At 38.6% G+C, this 16,329-nt stretch carries 13 protein-coding genes; all 13 read left to right on the top strand.

The annotated features are described in order from the left end of the window. Positions 1 to 5: 5 nt before the first annotated feature. The gene (gene rplK / locus IPM56_12085) at positions 6 to 431 is read left to right on the top strand and encodes a 50S ribosomal protein L11 (GenBank protein QQS34997.1); all 426 of its coding nucleotides are present in this window, start codon (positions 6 to 8) and stop codon (positions 429 to 431) included. A gap of 22 nt (positions 432 to 453) precedes the next feature. Beyond that, positions 454 to 1,146, top strand: a complete 693-nt coding sequence (locus IPM56_12080; protein QQS34996.1) for a 50S ribosomal protein L1 — start codon at positions 454 to 456, stop codon at positions 1,144 to 1,146. A gap of 66 nt (positions 1,147 to 1,212) precedes the next feature. Further along, on the top strand, positions 1,213 to 1,734 hold the full coding sequence (rplJ, locus tag IPM56_12075; GenBank protein QQS34995.1) for a 50S ribosomal protein L10: 522 nt from the start codon (positions 1,213 to 1,215) through the stop codon (positions 1,732 to 1,734). 34 nt (positions 1,735 to 1,768) lie between these two features. Continuing rightward, positions 1,769 to 2,149 (top strand): 50S ribosomal protein L7/L12, encoded by a 381-nt coding sequence (gene rplL / locus IPM56_12070; protein ID QQS34994.1) that lies wholly within the window; start codon positions 1,769 to 1,771, stop codon positions 2,147 to 2,149. Positions 2,150 to 2,285: 136 nt separating this feature from the next. After that, the gene (gene rpoB, locus IPM56_12065) at positions 2,286 to 6,044 is read left to right on the top strand and encodes a DNA-directed RNA polymerase subunit beta (protein ID QQS34993.1); all 3,759 of its coding nucleotides are present in this window, start codon (positions 2,286 to 2,288) and stop codon (positions 6,042 to 6,044) included. A 42-nt stretch (positions 6,045 to 6,086) separates the two neighbouring features. Further along, positions 6,087 to 10,316: a DNA-directed RNA polymerase subunit beta' gene (gene rpoC, locus IPM56_12060; protein QQS34992.1), complete on the top strand. Its 4,230-nt coding sequence runs from the start codon at positions 6,087 to 6,089 to the stop codon at positions 10,314 to 10,316. A 112-nt stretch (positions 10,317 to 10,428) separates the two neighbouring features. Continuing rightward, on the top strand, positions 10,429 to 10,806 hold the full coding sequence (locus tag IPM56_12055) for a 30S ribosomal protein S12 (protein ID QQS34991.1): 378 nt from the start codon (positions 10,429 to 10,431) through the stop codon (positions 10,804 to 10,806). A 5-nt stretch (positions 10,807 to 10,811) separates the two neighbouring features. Further along, positions 10,812 to 11,279 (top strand): 30S ribosomal protein S7, encoded by a 468-nt coding sequence (rpsG, locus tag IPM56_12050; GenBank protein ID QQS34990.1) that lies wholly within the window; start codon positions 10,812 to 10,814, stop codon positions 11,277 to 11,279. 36 nt (positions 11,280 to 11,315) lie between these two features. Continuing rightward, a complete protein-coding gene (gene fusA / locus IPM56_12045) occupies positions 11,316 to 13,409 on the top strand; it encodes an elongation factor G (protein ID QQS34989.1) in 2,094 nt (697 codons plus the stop codon). A 38-nt stretch (positions 13,410 to 13,447) separates the two neighbouring features. Beyond that, complete coding sequence (gene tuf / locus IPM56_12040; GenBank protein QQS34988.1) at positions 13,448 to 14,653, top strand: elongation factor Tu; 1,206 nt, start codon at positions 13,448 to 13,450, stop codon at positions 14,651 to 14,653. A 67-nt stretch (positions 14,654 to 14,720) separates the two neighbouring features. Further along, positions 14,721 to 15,029: a 30S ribosomal protein S10 gene (rpsJ, locus tag IPM56_12035; protein QQS34987.1), complete on the top strand. Its 309-nt coding sequence runs from the start codon at positions 14,721 to 14,723 to the stop codon at positions 15,027 to 15,029. A 16-nt stretch (positions 15,030 to 15,045) separates the two neighbouring features. Then, positions 15,046 to 15,669, top strand: coding sequence for a 50S ribosomal protein L3 (gene rplC / locus IPM56_12030; protein QQS34986.1), 624 nt, complete (start codon positions 15,046 to 15,048; stop codon positions 15,667 to 15,669). Positions 15,670 to 15,681: 12 nt separating this feature from the next. Then, positions 15,682 to 16,329, top strand: coding sequence for a 50S ribosomal protein L4 (gene rplD / locus IPM56_12025; GenBank protein QQS34985.1), 648 nt, complete (start codon positions 15,682 to 15,684; stop codon positions 16,327 to 16,329).

The raw sequence follows: 16,329 nt of genomic DNA, 5'->3' as shown, positions 1-16,329 counted from the left end.
AATTTATGGCAAAAAAAATAAGTGGATTTATTAAGCTTCAGATTCCCGCAGGTAAAGCTAATCCATCACCACCGGTTGGACCGGCGTTAGGTCAGAAAGGTGTTAACATTATGGAGTTTTGTAAGCAGTTTAATGCCAGAACTTCAGACAAAGATGGGTTAATTATACCTGTCGTAATCACTGTATATTCTGATAAATCATTCACATTTATTACAAAAACTCCACCGGCAGCTGTTTTATTAAAAAAAGCAGCAAAGGTTGATAAAGGTTCGGCTGAATCGAATCGCAACAAAATTGGAAAAGTTACCCAGGCTCAAGTGAGAGAAATTGCTCAAATGAAAATGCCAGATCTTAATGCATTTGATATTGATCATGCAATGAGCATGGTTGCCGGTACAGCAAGAAGTATGGGACTGACAGTAGAAGACTAACTAAGAAATTTGATGGTGTAAAATGCAAAAAACAAAAAGAAATAAAGAAATTTCTAAATCAGTGGATAAATCAAAAGAATATCTGATTTTAGATGCAATAAAAATTTTACAGGACAGCTCCAAAGTAAAATTTGTTGAGTCACTTGATTGTGCCATCAGATTAGGAGTGGATCCAAGACATGCTGACCAGATGGTCAGAGGAACCGTTTCTTTACCGAATGGAACAGGTAAAGAAGTTAAGGTTTTGGTTATTGCCAAAGGTGCCAAGGCACAGGAAGCGCTTGATTCAGGCGCTGATTTTGCCGGCTTTGAAGAATATCTAGAAAAAATAAAAGGCGGTTGGGCTGATGTTGATGTGGTAATTGCGACACCGGATTCAATGGGTGAACTTGGAAAACTTGGTAAAGTTTTAGGACCAAAAGGATTAATGCCGAATCCTAAAAGCGGCACAGTAACAATGGATGTGGCAAAAGCTGTTAAAGAAGTTAAAGCCGGGAAAATTGAATTCCGCGTTGAAAAAGCCGGTATTGTTCATACTTCTCTAGGCAAATTAAATTTTGATGCAGAAAAATTAGCTGAAAACACTCACGCTTTTTTAAATACCATCGTTAAGCTTAAACCTTCAACCGCAAAAGGACAATATATCAAGAGCCTTTATTTATCAAGCACGATGGGTCCAGGATTAAAAATTAGTAAAGAAGAAGTTGCACTTTAAAAAGTTTACGCACTCTGTTAATGCTTCTAACAGAATAGATAACAAAACCTCTGTAATAGGAGAAACATGAACAAAACTGAAAAATCTGAAATCATTTCAGAAATAAAAGAAATGATTGAAAGTGCTTCAGCAGTTTATCTGACAGACTATACCGGTATTACGGTAGAGGATATAAATCAGATCAGGAATGAATTCCGCAAGGAAGGTGTTAGATATAAAGTAATAAAGAATACTTTATTTAAACGCGCAATTACTGAATCTGAAAAGTTTGATAAACTTGGTGATCATTTAGTAGGAATGACAGGATATGCATTCGCTTCTCATAATCCGGTCGCACCTGCAAAAATCATCAAGAAGTACTTCGATACAACACAAAAACTATCTTTAAAAGCCTGTTATATTGAAAATCAATTTTATGATGGCAACCAGTTAAATCAATTGGCTAGCCTGCCGTCTAAGAATGAAATCATTGCAGGTATTTTAGGAAGCCTCAATTCACCTGTTTCAGGTGTTGTTGGCGCAATTAACGCTGTAATGAGAGACCTTGTTAGCGTAGTTGATGAGATCTCTAAGAAAAAAGCAGCGTAATAAAATTTGAAAAAATTATCAGGAGAAAAATAAAATGTCAGAAAAAGTTGGTCAAGCTTTAGAACTTATTAAAGGAATGTCGCTTTTAGAAGCTGCAGAACTTAAAAAAGCACTTGAAGATGAATTTGGTGTTACAGCAGCAGCACCTGTTGTTGTAGCAGCCGGTGGTGCGCCTGCAGCTGGTGGTGCGCCTGTTGAAGAAAAAACAGAATTTGATGTCATCCTCGTTTCTGCAGGAGATAAAAAGATCAACGTAATTAAAGTTGTTCGTGCTCACACAGGATTAGGTTTGAAAGAAGCTAAAGATCTTGTTGACACAGCTCCAAAACCAGTCAAAGAAGGAATTTCTAAAGACGAAGCTGAAAAACTCAAAAAAGAGTTTGAAGAAGCTGGTGCTTCAGTAGAAGTTAAGTAATAACTAGTACGTTTAGATTTACGCATATTAAAAAGTGATAAGCGGGTGAAGTCCGTCTTATCGCTTTTTATGTTATAAGTGATTGAATGATATTGACAGAAATGTTAGAATTTGAATTAAAATTGGAGGTTTATAATTGAACAATCAAAGAATTTCCTTCGGTAAAATCCCTTCAGTAATTTCAGCTCCAGATCTATTAAGTATACAGACGGATTCATTCGAAGATTTTGTCCAACTGAAAACAGAGCCCGATTTAAGGGAGAACAAAGGGCTTCAGGCTGTATTCAGCAGCAATTTCCCCATCTTCGACAACAAGGAAAATTATCGCTTAGATTTTATAGAATATTATGTTGAAAAACCGCGGTACTCAGTACTTGAATGTCTTGAGCGTGGGTTAACATTTGCTACACCTCTTAAAGGGAAACTGCGTCTTTCAACTAAAGATCCGGAAACTGAAGAATTTGTAAATACTGTTGAGCAGGAAGTTTATCTTGGTAACCTTCCGTTCATGACTAACAAAGGTACCTTTATAATTAATGGAGCCGAGCGTGTTGTTGTATCGCAATTGCATCGTTCTCCTGGTGTTGCCTTCAGTCAAACGGTTCATCCAAACGGCACTCCAATTTATTCTGCACGAATAATCCCGCTACGCGGTTCCTGGGTAGAATTTGCAACAGACATAAACTATATCATGTATGTTTATATCGACAGAAGGAAAAAATTCCCGGCAACCACTTTACTTCGTGCACTTAATTTTGCATCAGATGAAGAAATTCTCGACCTCTTTAACCTTGTTGAAGAAATAAAAGTAAAAAAAGTAAAAATTGAAGAGTATATCGGTCGTGCAATTGCCAGCGATGTATTTGATATGTCAACAGGTGAAATTTTTCTAACCAAGGATAGCATTCTGACGGAAGAAGACGTTGAAAGATTAGGAGAAGCAGAAGTCGATACTCTTAAACTTATCAAGTCAGACGCAGGTCCTGACAGTGATTTGATTGTTAATACTTTAAGAAAAGATACTTCTCATACCCGTGAAGAAGCCTTATTTGCTATTTACAGACAACTGCGTTCAGGCGAGGCTCCGGATATTGAAACCGCTGAAGCATTGATTGAAAAACTTTTCTTCAATGATAAGCGTTATGATCTTGGTGATGTTGGTCGTCACAGGATGAATGATAAGTTGAAACTGGAAATACCGGAAACAACTACAATACTTACAGTCGAAGATATCATCGCAATTATGAAATACATCATCAAACTTAAGGGTGGTGTTGAAAGCGTTGATGATATAGATCATCTTGGCAACAGAAGAATACGTACGGTAGGAGAACAACTCGGTCAGCAGTTCAACATTGGTATGGCGCGTATGGCTAGAACCATAAAAGAACGTATGAACATGCGTGATAATGAAAACTTTACTCCCCAGGATCTTGTTAATGCTAGAACAATCAGCAGTGTTATCAATGCATTCTTCGGTACCAACCAGCTTAGCCAGTTTATGGATCAGACAAATCCTCTTGCTGAAATTACACACAAGAGAAGAATGTCAGCTTTAGGACCTGGTGGATTAACACGTGAAAGAGCCGGATTTGAAGTTCGTGACGTTCACTACACACATTACGGTAGATTGTGCCCGATTGAAACACCTGAAGGTCCGAACATCGGTTTGATTTCGTCACTTACAATATTTGCAAGAGTTAACCGTTATGGTTTTCTTGAAACTCCATATAGAAAAGTACAAAAAGGAAAAGTGCTTGAGGAAGTTCATTACCTTACTGCTGAACAAGAAGATAACTTCACAATTGCTCAGGCAAATGCCCCGTTAACCGAACAATCTAAATTTGTTAATGAAAGAGTTAAGTCAAGGTATAAAGGTGAGTTTCCGATTGTGACTCCTGATCACATTCAATTTATGGATGTTGCCCCTGCACAAATCGTTAGTACTGCAGCTGCATTAATTCCATTCCTTGAACACGACGATGCGAACAGAGCATTGATGGGTTCAAACATGCAGCGCCAGGCTGTTCCATTGTTAAGACCCGAAGCCCCAATTGTAGGCACCGGAATGGAAAAGAAACTTGCTACAGATTCAAGAGCTGTTATCCTTGCTGAAGATAATGGCGTAGTTGAATTTGTTGATGCTAATATGATAACAGTCAAGTATGATATTAATCCAAATAGTGTAGAGGCTCTTACTAGTTTCAACGATGTAAGAAGAGTCACTTACAGGCTGACAAAGTTTAATGGTACTAACCAGGAGACTTGTGTTAATCAGCGTCCGATAGTAAAACAAGGACAAAGAGTAATCACCGGTGATGTACTTGCAGACGGTACTTCAACTGACAATGGAGAACTTGCCCTTGGAAGAAACGTGCTTGTAGCGTTTATGCCGTGGAGAGGATATAACTTTGAAGATGCTATCATTATCAGTGAACGTGTTGTAAGCGAAGATGTTTATACATCTATTCACATTGAAGAATTTGAATTACAAGTAAGAGAAACAAAACGTGGTGAAGAAGAACTCACGCGTGAAATTCCTAACGTAAGCGAAGAGGCTGTAAAAAATCTTGATGAGTATGGCATAGTCAGAGAAGGCGCTGAGGTAAAAGAGAATGATATTCTTATAGGAAAAATTACACCAAAAGGTGAAACTGATCCTACACCGGAAGAAAAATTATTAAGGGCTATATTCGGAGATAAAGCTGGTGACGTGAAAGATGCTTCACTGAAAGCGCCTCCGGGAATTAAAGGAACAGTTATTAAGACTCGTTTATTTAGCAGAAAGAAAAGAGACGGCGATGCTAAAAAAACTGAGAAGAAAGTTTTAGATAATCTTGAAAATCAGCATAAGCAAAACTTACAAAACGCTTATGACAAACTGATTGAAAAATTAACGAAGATCACAGACGGTTTAACAACAACCGGAATCAGGGATCTTGATGGCAGTGTTGTAATCCGCAGCGGTACTACAATCAAAGAAACAACTTTTGCTCAGCTTGATGATGTTACAAAACTTGATTACACATTAGAGTGGTTCGATACAAAGAAAACAAACAACCACATCAAATTATTATTTAAAAACTATTTTGATGTAGTTGCGGAAATTGAAGAAGACTTCAAGCGTGAAAAAGTTAAAATTGCCGGTGGCGATGAACTACCTCCGGGAATTGTTCAGTTAGCTAAAGTTTATGTGGCTAAAAAGAGAAAACTTTCTGTCGGTGATAAAATGGCGGGAAGACACGGTAACAAAGGTGTTGTTGCCAAAATAGTTCCGATAGAAGATATGCCGTTCCTTCCGGATGGAACACCCGTTGATATAATTCTTAATCCACTTGGTGTACCTTCACGTATGAATCTTGGTCAGCTTTACGAAACAGCTTTAGGCTGGGCTGGTAAGATGCTCGGAGTAAAATTCTCAACTCCGATATTTGACGGCGCCAAAATGGAAGATGTAGATGAATGGTTAGAGAAAGCCGGCTTGGAAAAAGGCAGTAAATCTACTTTGCATGATGGAAGATCAGGCGATCCTTTCCATCAAAAAGTTACCTGCGGATATATTTATATGCTTAAACTAAGCCACCTTGTTGATGATAAAATTCATGCAAGGTCTATTGGACCATACTCTCTCATTACTCAGCAGCCGCTTGGTGGTAAAGCACAATTCGGCGGCCAGCGTTTCGGAGAAATGGAAGTTTGGGCGCTTGAAGGTTATGGCGCTTCGCACATACTTCAGGAAATCCTCACTGTAAAAAGTGATGACGTTGCCGGTAGAGCAAAAATTTATGAGTCTATTGTTAAGGGTGAAAACCTACAGGAACCAAATATTCCTGAATCGTTCAACGTATTAATTAAAGAGCTCCAGGGTCTTGGACTCGATATAAAAATTAATTAATAGCTGAACATTTTTTCACTTAGAAATTAGGAGATATATAAAATGCCTTATAGAGTTCAAGAAAATGCAATGAAAGATATAGCCAGCATAACAATAAGCCTGGCAAGCCCTGATGATATATTATCGAGATCTTATGGTGAAGTAACAAAACCTGAAACAATTAATTACCGTTCTTTCAGACCTGAAAAAGACGGATTGTTCTGCGAGAAAATTTTTGGTCCTACACGTGACTGGGAATGTTTTTGCGGTAAGTATAAACGAATCCGTTACAAAGGTATCATCTGTGACAGATGCGGTGTTGAAGTAACACAAAAAAGTGTTCGCCGCGAAAGAATGGGACATATAGGACTTGCAGTTCCTGTTGTGCACATCTGGTTTTTCAGAGCACAGCCATCAAAGATAGGAAACATAATCGGTGTAAGTCTTAAAGAATTAGAGAAGATTATTTATTATGAATCTTATGTTGTTATCAATCCTGGTCCAACCGGATTAAGCAAAAAGGATTTGATTTCAGAAGATCAATACTTTGAAGTTTTAAATTCACTACCAGCCGGTAATGAAAAACTTGATGACACCGATCCTAAAAAATTCGTAGCAAAAATCGGCGGCGATGCAGTAAAAGATATTTTGCGTAATACTGATGTTGAAAAATTATCAAAAGAGTTACGCGATCAGTTAAAGGTTGAAACATCTCAGCAGAAAAAGGCTGACCTTCTTAAAAGATTAAGAGTGCTTGAGGCATTTAAAGAAGAAGAAGGTAAAGTTCCAAACAGACCCGATTGGATGGTACTTAGTTACATCCCGGTTATACCGCCTGAATTAAGACCTCTTGTTCCTCTTGAAGGCGGAAGATTTGCAACAAGCGATCTTAACGATCTTTATAGAAGAGTGATCATCAGGAACAATCGTTTAAAAAGATTAATTGATATCAAAGCTCCTGAAGTAATTCTTCGTAACGAAAAAAGAATGCTGCAGGAATCTGTCGATGCACTGTTTGACAATTCAAGAAGAGGCAGTGCTGTAAGAAGTGATAATAACCGTCCGCTTAAATCTTTAAGTGATATGCTTAAAGGTAAACAGGGAAGATTCAGACAAAATCTCCTTGGAAAAAGAGTTGACTATTCAGGTCGTTCAGTTATTGTTGTCGGTCCTGAATTAAAACTTCATCAGTGTGGTTTGCCTAAAGATATGGCTGTGGAATTGTTCAAGCCGTTCATCATCCGCAAACTTATTGAAAGAGGACATAATAAAACAGTAAAGAGTGCAAGGAAAGTCGTTGATAGAAAAGACCCTATTATATGGGAGATACTTGCAAAAATAATTGAAGGGCACCCGGTACTACTTAATCGTGCGCCGACTTTGCACAGACTTGGTATTCAGGCTTTTCAACCGATTCTTATTGACGGAAGAGCAATTCAGTTGCACCCGATGGTGTGTACGGCATTCAACGCTGACTTTGACGGTGACCAGATGGCTGTTCACGTTCCTTTATCTTATGAAGCGCAGCTTGAAGCATCTTTGCTCATGCTTAGCAGTCATAATATTCTTTCACCGCAGAACGGAAGTCCGATTGTTGTTCCTACTCAGGATATCGTTCTTGGCTGCTACTATCTTACCAAACTTAAAGAGGGTGAGAAGGGTGAAGGAATGTTATTCGGTTCACCCGATGAAGTTATCATTGCGTACAATTCAAAGATAGTTGGGCTTCATGCAAAAATAAAAGTTAAGATAGATGGTAATACAATTGAAACAACTGTTGGAAGAGTACTCTTCAACCAGATTGTTCCTAATGAAATGGGATTTTTCAATCAGCTGTTAGTAAAGAAAACATTCGGCGGATTTATCGGTCAGATGTTTATGAAACTCGGGAATAAAGTCACGGCAAAATTCCTTGATGATCTTAAAGATACAGGATTCCGTTATGCAACAGCAGGCGGACTTTCTGTAAGCTATGCAGATATGATTATCCCTGAAGAAAAAGTAAACCTTATTGGTAAAGCGAATAAAAAAGTTGAAGCAATATTAAACGAACACGAACAGGGTGTTATTACAGATGCTGAACGTTACAATAAAATCATTGACGTTTGGACGCATACAACTAATGATGTTGCCAGAGCATTGATGGATAAAATCCGTGTTCATAATCATGGGTTCAATTCACTTCACATGATGGTTGACTCTGGTGCTAGAGGCTCGCAGGAACAGGTCAGACAGTTAGCCGGAATGAGAGGACTGATGATGAAACCTCAAAAGACATTATCAGGTCAGGCTGGTGAAATTATCGAGAACCCAATTGTCGCTAACTTCAAAGAAGGTCTTACAGTTCTTGAATACTTCATCTCAACCCACGGTGCAAGAAAAGGTTTGGCAGATACTGCATTAAAAACTGCCGATGCAGGATATCTTACAAGAAGGTTAGTTGACGTTGCACAGGACGTAATTATTTCAGAAGAAGATTGCGGCACCATCCTCGGTATCGAAATCACTGCTTTAAAAGATGTTGAACAGGAAAGAGAGCCACTTGCCGAACGTATTACAGGCAGAACGGCACAGGAAGATGTTTACGATCCGCGTACCGACGAATTGATTGTTGAAGCCGGAAATATGATCACAGAAACTATTGCAGAAAAAATAGAAGATGCAAGCATTGAATCTGTGTACATCCGTACCGTTTTAACCTGTGAATCAAAACGTGGTGTTTGTGCAAAATGTTATGGAAGAAATTTAACTAATGGAAAAATAGTAGAGATTGGTGAAGCAGTCGGAATCGTTGCTGCGCAATCAATTGGTGAACCTGGTACTCAGCTTACGTTGAGAACTTTCCACTTAGGTGGTACATCATCACGTATCGCAAGTCAGTCACAAGTTGAATCTGCGCTTGAGGGAACAGTTAAGTTTGAAAGAATCGCATTTGTTGAAAAATCAGATTTCCTTGGTTCCGTAAAAGTTGTTACGGGTCGTAGAGGTGTACTTGGAATCTATGATGATAATAACAGGCAGATAAAAAAATACGATGTCCCTTACGGTTCTGAACTAGTTGTAAATGACGGAGACAGAATTAAAAAACGTGCACCGCTTTATACACACGATCCTTACAACTCTGTTATACTTTCTGATATTCCGGGACGTGTTAAGTATGTTGATCTAAATGACGGAACAACCTTGCATCAACTTACTGATGAACAGACAGGTCACGTTCAAAAAGTGGTAATGGAATCGAAGGATAAAAATCTGACTCCAAGTATTATGATTGAAGGTGAAGATGGTACCAAAAAATCATTCAACCTTCCAACCAGATCATATTTAAGTGTTGATGAAGGCGAAACGGTCTCAGCAGGAACTATTCTTGCTAAAATCTCTAAGCAGGCATCAAAGAGTAGAGATATTACCGGGGGTCTTCCACGAGTAACTGAATTGTTTGAAGCACGAAGTCCACAGGAACCTGCAATTGTTTCTGAGATTGAAGGTATTGTCAAGTTCGGTGCCCGTAAAAAAGGCTCGCGCGAGATCATGGTTGTGGCTATCGATGGATCAGATGAAAAGAAATACAATGTGCCGCTAGGTAAACATATTCTTGTACAGGAAAATGATGAGATACCTGCCGGTGAAAAAATTACAGACGGTCCAATCAATCCACATGACATCCTCAAAATTAAGGGTACCAGTGCTGTTCAAGAATACCTGGTTAATGAAATTCAGGATGTTTACAGACTTCAAGGCGTAAAGATTAATGATAAACACATTGAAGTTATTGTAAGACAAATGCTTCAAAAGATCAGAATCGTTTCTCCTGGTGATACCAGATTCCTAGAAGAAGATCTGGTTGACCGAAATGAATTTATCGAAGAAAATAATAAAATATCTACCACGGCTTACATCGAGGATAAAGGTGATTCTAAGTATAAAGATGGCCAACTTATTGCCAAAAGTAAGCTTCGTGAATTAAATTCTGACCTTAAGAAAAAGGGAAAGAAACCAGTAATATCAAGAGATGCTGAACCGGCGACTTTTGAGCATATGCTTCTTGGAATAACCCAGGCTGCACTTTCAACCGAAAGCTTTATTTCGGCAGCGTCATTCCAGGAAACAACAAAAGTACTGGCAAATGCTGCAACTGAAGCAAAAGTTGACAAATTATTAGGATTAAAGGAGAATGTCGTAATGGGACACTTAATTCCTGCAGGAACAGGTTTAAAGAAATATTCAGGCATTCTTTTAAAGACCGAAGAACAGGCAGCATCTGTTACGGAAGAATCAGTTGAAGCCAGTTAGAAAATGAATAAATAAATCTTAAAAAATCAAATGAATTTCTTGACTCATTTTTAGGTAACGACTATATTTGAAGTCTGAAATTTTTTATACTTGACTAGATCAGGAGTTTTTTGTGCCAACAATAAATCAATTAGTTAGAAAAGGTCGTCTTCAGATTCTGGCTAAAAAGAAAGCCCCGGCTTTGGATGCCTGCCCTCAGAAAAGAGGAGTATGTACAAGAGTGTATACAACTACACCTAAAAAACCTAATTCTGCTTTAAGAAAGGTTGCGAGAGTCAGGCTTACAAATAGTCAGGAAGTTACGGCTTATATACCTGGAGAAGGACATAATCTGCAGGAGCACTCAATTGTTTTGATCAGAGGCGGAAGAATAAAAGACCTTCCCGGTGTCAGGTATCATATCATCCGCGGTACATTAGATACAAGTGGAGTGGAAGATAGAAAAAAAGGAAGATCCAAATACGGTGCTAAAAAACCGAAAGCGAAATAATCAGTATGAGAAAGAAAAGATCAGATAAAAAATATTTAAAACCGGATCCAAAATTTAATGATGTACTGGTTTCGAAATTCATCAACTCAATTATGTATGATGGAAAAAAATCGAAAGCCAGAGAAGTGGTTTATAATGCATTTGAAATTATTGAAGAACGTACAAAAAAACCTGGACTTGAAGTTTTTAGAAAAGCGATTAATAACACCCAGCCAATGATTGAAGTAAGAAGTAGAAGAGTTGGTGGAGCTACATATCAGGTTCCTACAGAAGTAAGACCTGAAAGACGTTCTGCATTGGCAATGAGATGGATTAAAACTTATTCGAGAGCCAGAAATGAAAAATCTATGCCTATGAAACTCGCTTCAGAATTAATCGCTGCGTCAAATGGTGAAGGTTCAGCAGTAAAGAAAAAAGAAGATACTCATAAGATGGCAGAAGCAAACAAAGCGTTTGCTCATTTCAAATGGTGATTTATAATTTTTGATTTGAATTAATATAGAGAAGGAATGGCTGTAAAACATAATATAGAGAAAGTTAGAAATATTGGCATAATGGCACACATCGATGCTGGTAAAACTACTACTACCGAAAGAATATTATTCTATACCGGTAAACTGCATCGTTTAGGAGAAGTACATGATGGTGCCGCCACAATGGATTGGATGGAACAGGAGAAGGAACGAGGTATAACAATAACCAGTGCGGCCACGACTTGTTTTTGGAAAGACCATCAGATTAATATTATTGACACACCTGGTCACGTTGATTTTACTGTTGAAGTTGAAAGATCTTTAAGAGTGCTTGACGGTGCCGTAGCGCTGTTCTGCGCTGTTGGAGGTGTTGAGCCGCAATCTGAAACCGTGTGGAGACAAGCAGACAAATACAGAGTACCTAGAATCGCATTCATAAATAAGATGGACCGTACCGGTGCTGATTTTTATAATGCTGTTCAGATGATGAAGGATCGGTTGGGAGCTAATGCAATACCAATTAATTTGCCGATTGGTGAAGGTGATATATTCTCTGGAGTTATCGATCTAATGACTTTTAAGGCAAGGATGTACCATGAAGAAACCTACGGTGCAACCTTTGACGAAATCGATATTCCCAAAGACCTGCTTGAGCTTGCAAATAAATACAGAACTCAAATGCTGGAAGCTGTATCTGATGTTGATGATACTCTTCTTGAAAAATATCTTGAAGGAAAACCAATTTCTCCGGAAGAGATAAAAACTGTATTACGACAGGCAACTATTGAACTTAAAATTATTCCCGTTCTTTGCGGATCAGCATTTAAGAACAAGGGAGTACAGAAACTATTAGACTGTGTTGTTGATTTTCTACCCGCACCGACAGATTTCAAGGAGATAGAAGCACATCACATTGGTATTAACGACAGCGTTAAACGAAAAATTGATGAGAAAGAAAAATTCACTGCTCTGGCATTTAAGATTATGAATGATCCTTATGTCGGCAAGTTGACATTCTTTAGAGTGTACGCCGGCAAATTGGAATCGGGTTCATACATTTATAATTCAGTCAGTGGAAAAAAAGAAAGAATAAGCAGATTATTACAAATGCATGCAAATCACCGCGAAGAGATTACTGAAGTAAAAGCAGGTGATATTGCTGCTGCTGTTGGTTTGAAATATACAAAGACGGGTGATACACTTTGTTCTGAAAATGATCCTGTGGTTCTTGAGAAAATAGTTTTCCCCGAACCGGTAATCCAGATTGCTATCGAACCAAAAACAAAAGCTGATCAGGATAAACTGTCTGAATCACTTGTAAAACTCTCAGATGAAGATCCTACATTCAGAGTAAAGGTTGATGAAGAAACAGGTCAGACACTTATCAGCGGTATGGGAGAATTGCATCTCGAAATTCTCGTTGACCGTATGAAGAGAGAATTTAAAGTTGAAGCAAACGTTGGTAAACCTCAGGTAGCTTACAGGGAGACAATCAGTCAAACTGTCAACTCTGAAGGCAAGTTTGTTAAACAGTCCGGCGGACGCGGTAAATATGGTCATGTCTGGGTTGAATTTTCACCTAATGAACCTGGAAAAGGTTTTGAATTTACTAATGCAATAGTAGGCGGTACTGTTCCCAAGGAATATATTCCGGCTGTTTCTGCAGGTATTCAGGAAGCAATGAGAAACGGTGTCGTTGCCGGATTCCCGGTAGTTGATATCAAAGCAAAAATATATGATGGTTCATACCACGATGTGGACTCTGATGAAATTTCGTTCAAGGTTGCCGGATCAATTGCATTCAAAGAAGGTGCAAAAAAAGCAAAGCCCATTCTTCTTGAGCCTATAATGGATGTTGAAGTTGTTACACCGGAAGAATATCTCGGTGATGTAATGGGTGATTTAAATTCACGCCGTGGAAAAATAGAAGGTTTCTCAGCAAGAAAAGATGCACAGGTAATTAAGGCAACCGTACCTTTATCAGAAATGTTCGGCTATGCAACGGTTTTAAGATCAATGACGCAGGGGCGCGCGATTTACACAATGCAGTTTGCTTATTATCTGGAAGTACCAAAGTCTATTGCAGAAGAAATTGCGGAAAAATCATTAGGAAAAAAATCAACAGTTTAATTAGTATTATAAAAGAATTATCTATAAAGGAGTATTAGATGGCAAAAGAAAAATTTGATAGGAGTAAACCTCACGTTAACGTAGGAACAATTGGTCACGTAGATCACGGCAAAACTACTTTAACAGCTGCCATCACCATGGCTCTCGCTAAGAAGGGCTTATCTGCAATCAGAACTTTTGATAGTATTGATAACGCTCCTGAAGAAAGAGAAAGAGGTATTACTATTGCGACAGCTCACGTTGAGTATTCAACTGCCAACAGGCACTACGCTCACGTTGACTGTCCGGGACACGCTGACTACGTTAAGAACATGATCACAGGTGCTGCACAGATGGACGGAGCTATACTTGTTGTTGCTGCTACAGATGGTCCGATGCCTCAAACAAGAGAGCACATTCTCCTTGCACGCCAGGTTGGTGTTCCTAAAATTGTAGTTTTTATGAATAAAGTTGATATGGTTGATGATCCTGAACTCATCGAATTAGTTGAAGTTGAATTAAGAGACTTATTGAATTCTTATGAATTCCCCGGCGATGAAATTCCGATCATTAAAGGCTCAGCATTAAAGGCTCTTGAAGCCGGTGCAAGCAATGCAGATCCTTCTGACGAAAGATATAACTGTGTCTGGGAACTTATGGATGCTGTTGACAGCTATGTTCCGATTCCGGAAAGAAGCACTGAAAAACCATTCCTTATGCCTGTTGAAGACGTTTTCTCTATCACCGGTCGTGGTACAGTTGCAACCGGTAGAGTTGAAAGAGGACAGGTTAAGATTCAGGAAGAAGTTGAATTAATAGGATTAGGTCTGCACAAAAAGACTGTTGTTACAGGTATCGAAATGTTCAGAAAAGAACTTGACTCAGCAATGGCTGGTGATAACGCAGGTATCCTGTTAAGAGGTGTTGATAAAAATGAAATCGAAAGAGGAATGGTTCTGGCTAAAACCGGATCAATCACTCCTCACATGAAATTTGAAGGCGAAGTATACGTACTTTCAAAAGATGAAGGTGGAAGACATACACCATTCTTTAACGGATACAGACCACAGTTTTATTTCAGAACTACTGACGTAACAGGTGTTGCAACATTACCTGCAGGTACCGAAATGGTTATGCCCGGTGATAATGTAAAACTTTCAGTTGAACTTATTACCCCTATCGCTATGGAAGAGAAGTTAAGATTCGCTATCCGTGAAGGCGGTAGAACAGTTGGTTCAGGTGTTGTTACAAAGATTATTGAATAAAAAATACAATGGAAAAGGGAGAGAGCATCTCCCTTTTTCTATCTGAAAATTAGAAGGAGATTTTTAAGTGGCCGGACAAAAGATTAGAATAAAGTTGAAATCATATGATCATATCTTAATTGATAAATCAACTGAAAAAATAATCAAGACTGTTAGAAGTACGGGTGCTGTGGTTTCAGGACCTATTCCGCTGCCTACGAAAAGAACTGTATATACAGTATTGAGATCTCCTCACGTAGATAAAAAATCAAGAGAGCAGTTTGAAACCAGAGCTCACAAAAGAATTATTGATATTCATAATTCCAACAATAAAACCGTCGATTCATTGAGTAAACTTGATATACCGGCGGGTGTTGATATTGAGATCAAGCTTTAATGAATGAGGAATTAAGATGACAGGTTTAATCGGTAAAAAAATAGGAATGTCAAGCGTATTCGGAAATGATGGTGAATTAATTCCCGTTACCGTTATTCTTGCCGGACCCTGCAAAGTTGTTTCAGTCAGAACAAAAGAAAAAGATGGTTACGAAGCACTGCAGTTAGGATTTGGAGAAAGAAAAGAAAAGAATGTAACCAAACCTTTGGCTGCACAATTCAAGAAAAAAGAATTGCCGATTTCAAGGGTATTGAAAGAGTTCCGATCAAATGATGTATCCGGTTACAAAGTAGGTGACGAAGTTAAAGTTGATCTGTTTAGTGAAGGTGAAAAAATTAAAGTTCGTGCGCGAAGCAAAGGAAAAGGATTTCAGGGAGTTATGAAACGCCATGGATTTGGCGGTGTTGGCGGTACTACTCATGGACAGAGCGACAGATTAAGAGCGCCCGGTTCTATCGGCGCGAGTTCATATCCTTCAAGAGTTTTTAAAGGTCAGAGAATGGCTGGAAGAAAAGGATTTGAAAATGTAACTGTCCAGAACCTTAAGGTTGTTAAAGTTCTGCCTGAAGAAAACATTATCCTTGTAAAAGGCGCAGTGCCCGGTTCAGTTAACACTTTTGTTGAATTGTTAAAGAAGTAAGTTGAGATTAAAATGACTTTTGATATTTATAAAATTGATGGTTCAACTTCAGGCGAAAAGCTTGAACTTGCTGATGATATATTCGGAATTGAACCGAACGATCACGCTATATACCTCGCAGTAAAAGCATACCGTGCTAATCAGAGACAAGGTACGCATAAGTCAAAAGAGCGCGGAGAGGTTAGCGGCGGCGGCAAAAAACCATGGAAGCAAAAAGGAAGAGGCGGATCAAGAGCCGGTACATCCCGTTCACCATTATGGGTTGGCGGTGGAACTATTTTCGGACCCAAGCCGCATCTGTATAAACAGGATTTACCAAAGAAAGTAAAACGACTTGCCAGGAAATCTGCTCTCAGTTATAAAGTAAAAGATGAGCAGTTTATGATCGTTGAAGATTTTAATTTTGAACAGCCAAAGACAAAAGATTTTGTAAAAATGCTTAGCGCATTAAAAGTCTCAGGCAAAAAAGTTTTATTACTTACAAAAGAAAACTCGACATTGGTTTATAAATCAGGAAGAAACATTCCAAAAGTTAAAGTGCTTGAAGCTGCACAGGCATCAACATATGATATACTTAACAACCAGATGCTTATTGTTCAGAAGGGCGCTGTTGATGTAATAAACGGAACCTTCTCAAACAAGAAAGAAGCGGTGAATTAA

The organism is Ignavibacteriales bacterium (assembly GCA_016700155.1).
Lineage (GTDB): Bacteria > Bacteroidota > Ignavibacteria > Ignavibacteriales > Ignavibacteriaceae.
Note: the sequence above shows the minus strand (reverse complement) of the source record. Positions and strands in the feature narration are given on the sequence as shown.

Coding starts and splice junctions, on each gene's coding strand:
- rplK (QQS34997.1), top strand. CDS start 6: ATGGCAAAAAAAATAAGTGGATTTATTAAGCTTCAGATTCCCGCAGGT.
- IPM56_12080 (QQS34996.1), top strand. CDS start 454: ATGCAAAAAACAAAAAGAAATAAAGAAATTTCTAAATCAGTGGATAAA.
- rplJ (QQS34995.1), top strand. CDS start 1,213: ATGAACAAAACTGAAAAATCTGAAATCATTTCAGAAATAAAAGAAATG.
- rplL (QQS34994.1), top strand. CDS start 1,769: ATGTCAGAAAAAGTTGGTCAAGCTTTAGAACTTATTAAAGGAATGTCG.
- rpoC (QQS34992.1), top strand. CDS start 6,087: ATGCCTTATAGAGTTCAAGAAAATGCAATGAAAGATATAGCCAGCATA.
- rpsG (QQS34990.1), top strand. CDS start 10,812: ATGAGAAAGAAAAGATCAGATAAAAAATATTTAAAACCGGATCCAAAA.
- fusA (QQS34989.1), top strand. CDS start 11,316: ATGGCTGTAAAACATAATATAGAGAAAGTTAGAAATATTGGCATAATG.
- tuf (QQS34988.1), top strand. CDS start 13,448: ATGGCAAAAGAAAAATTTGATAGGAGTAAACCTCACGTTAACGTAGGA.
- rplC (QQS34986.1), top strand. CDS start 15,046: ATGACAGGTTTAATCGGTAAAAAAATAGGAATGTCAAGCGTATTCGGA.
- rplD (QQS34985.1), top strand. CDS start 15,682: ATGACTTTTGATATTTATAAAATTGATGGTTCAACTTCAGGCGAAAAG.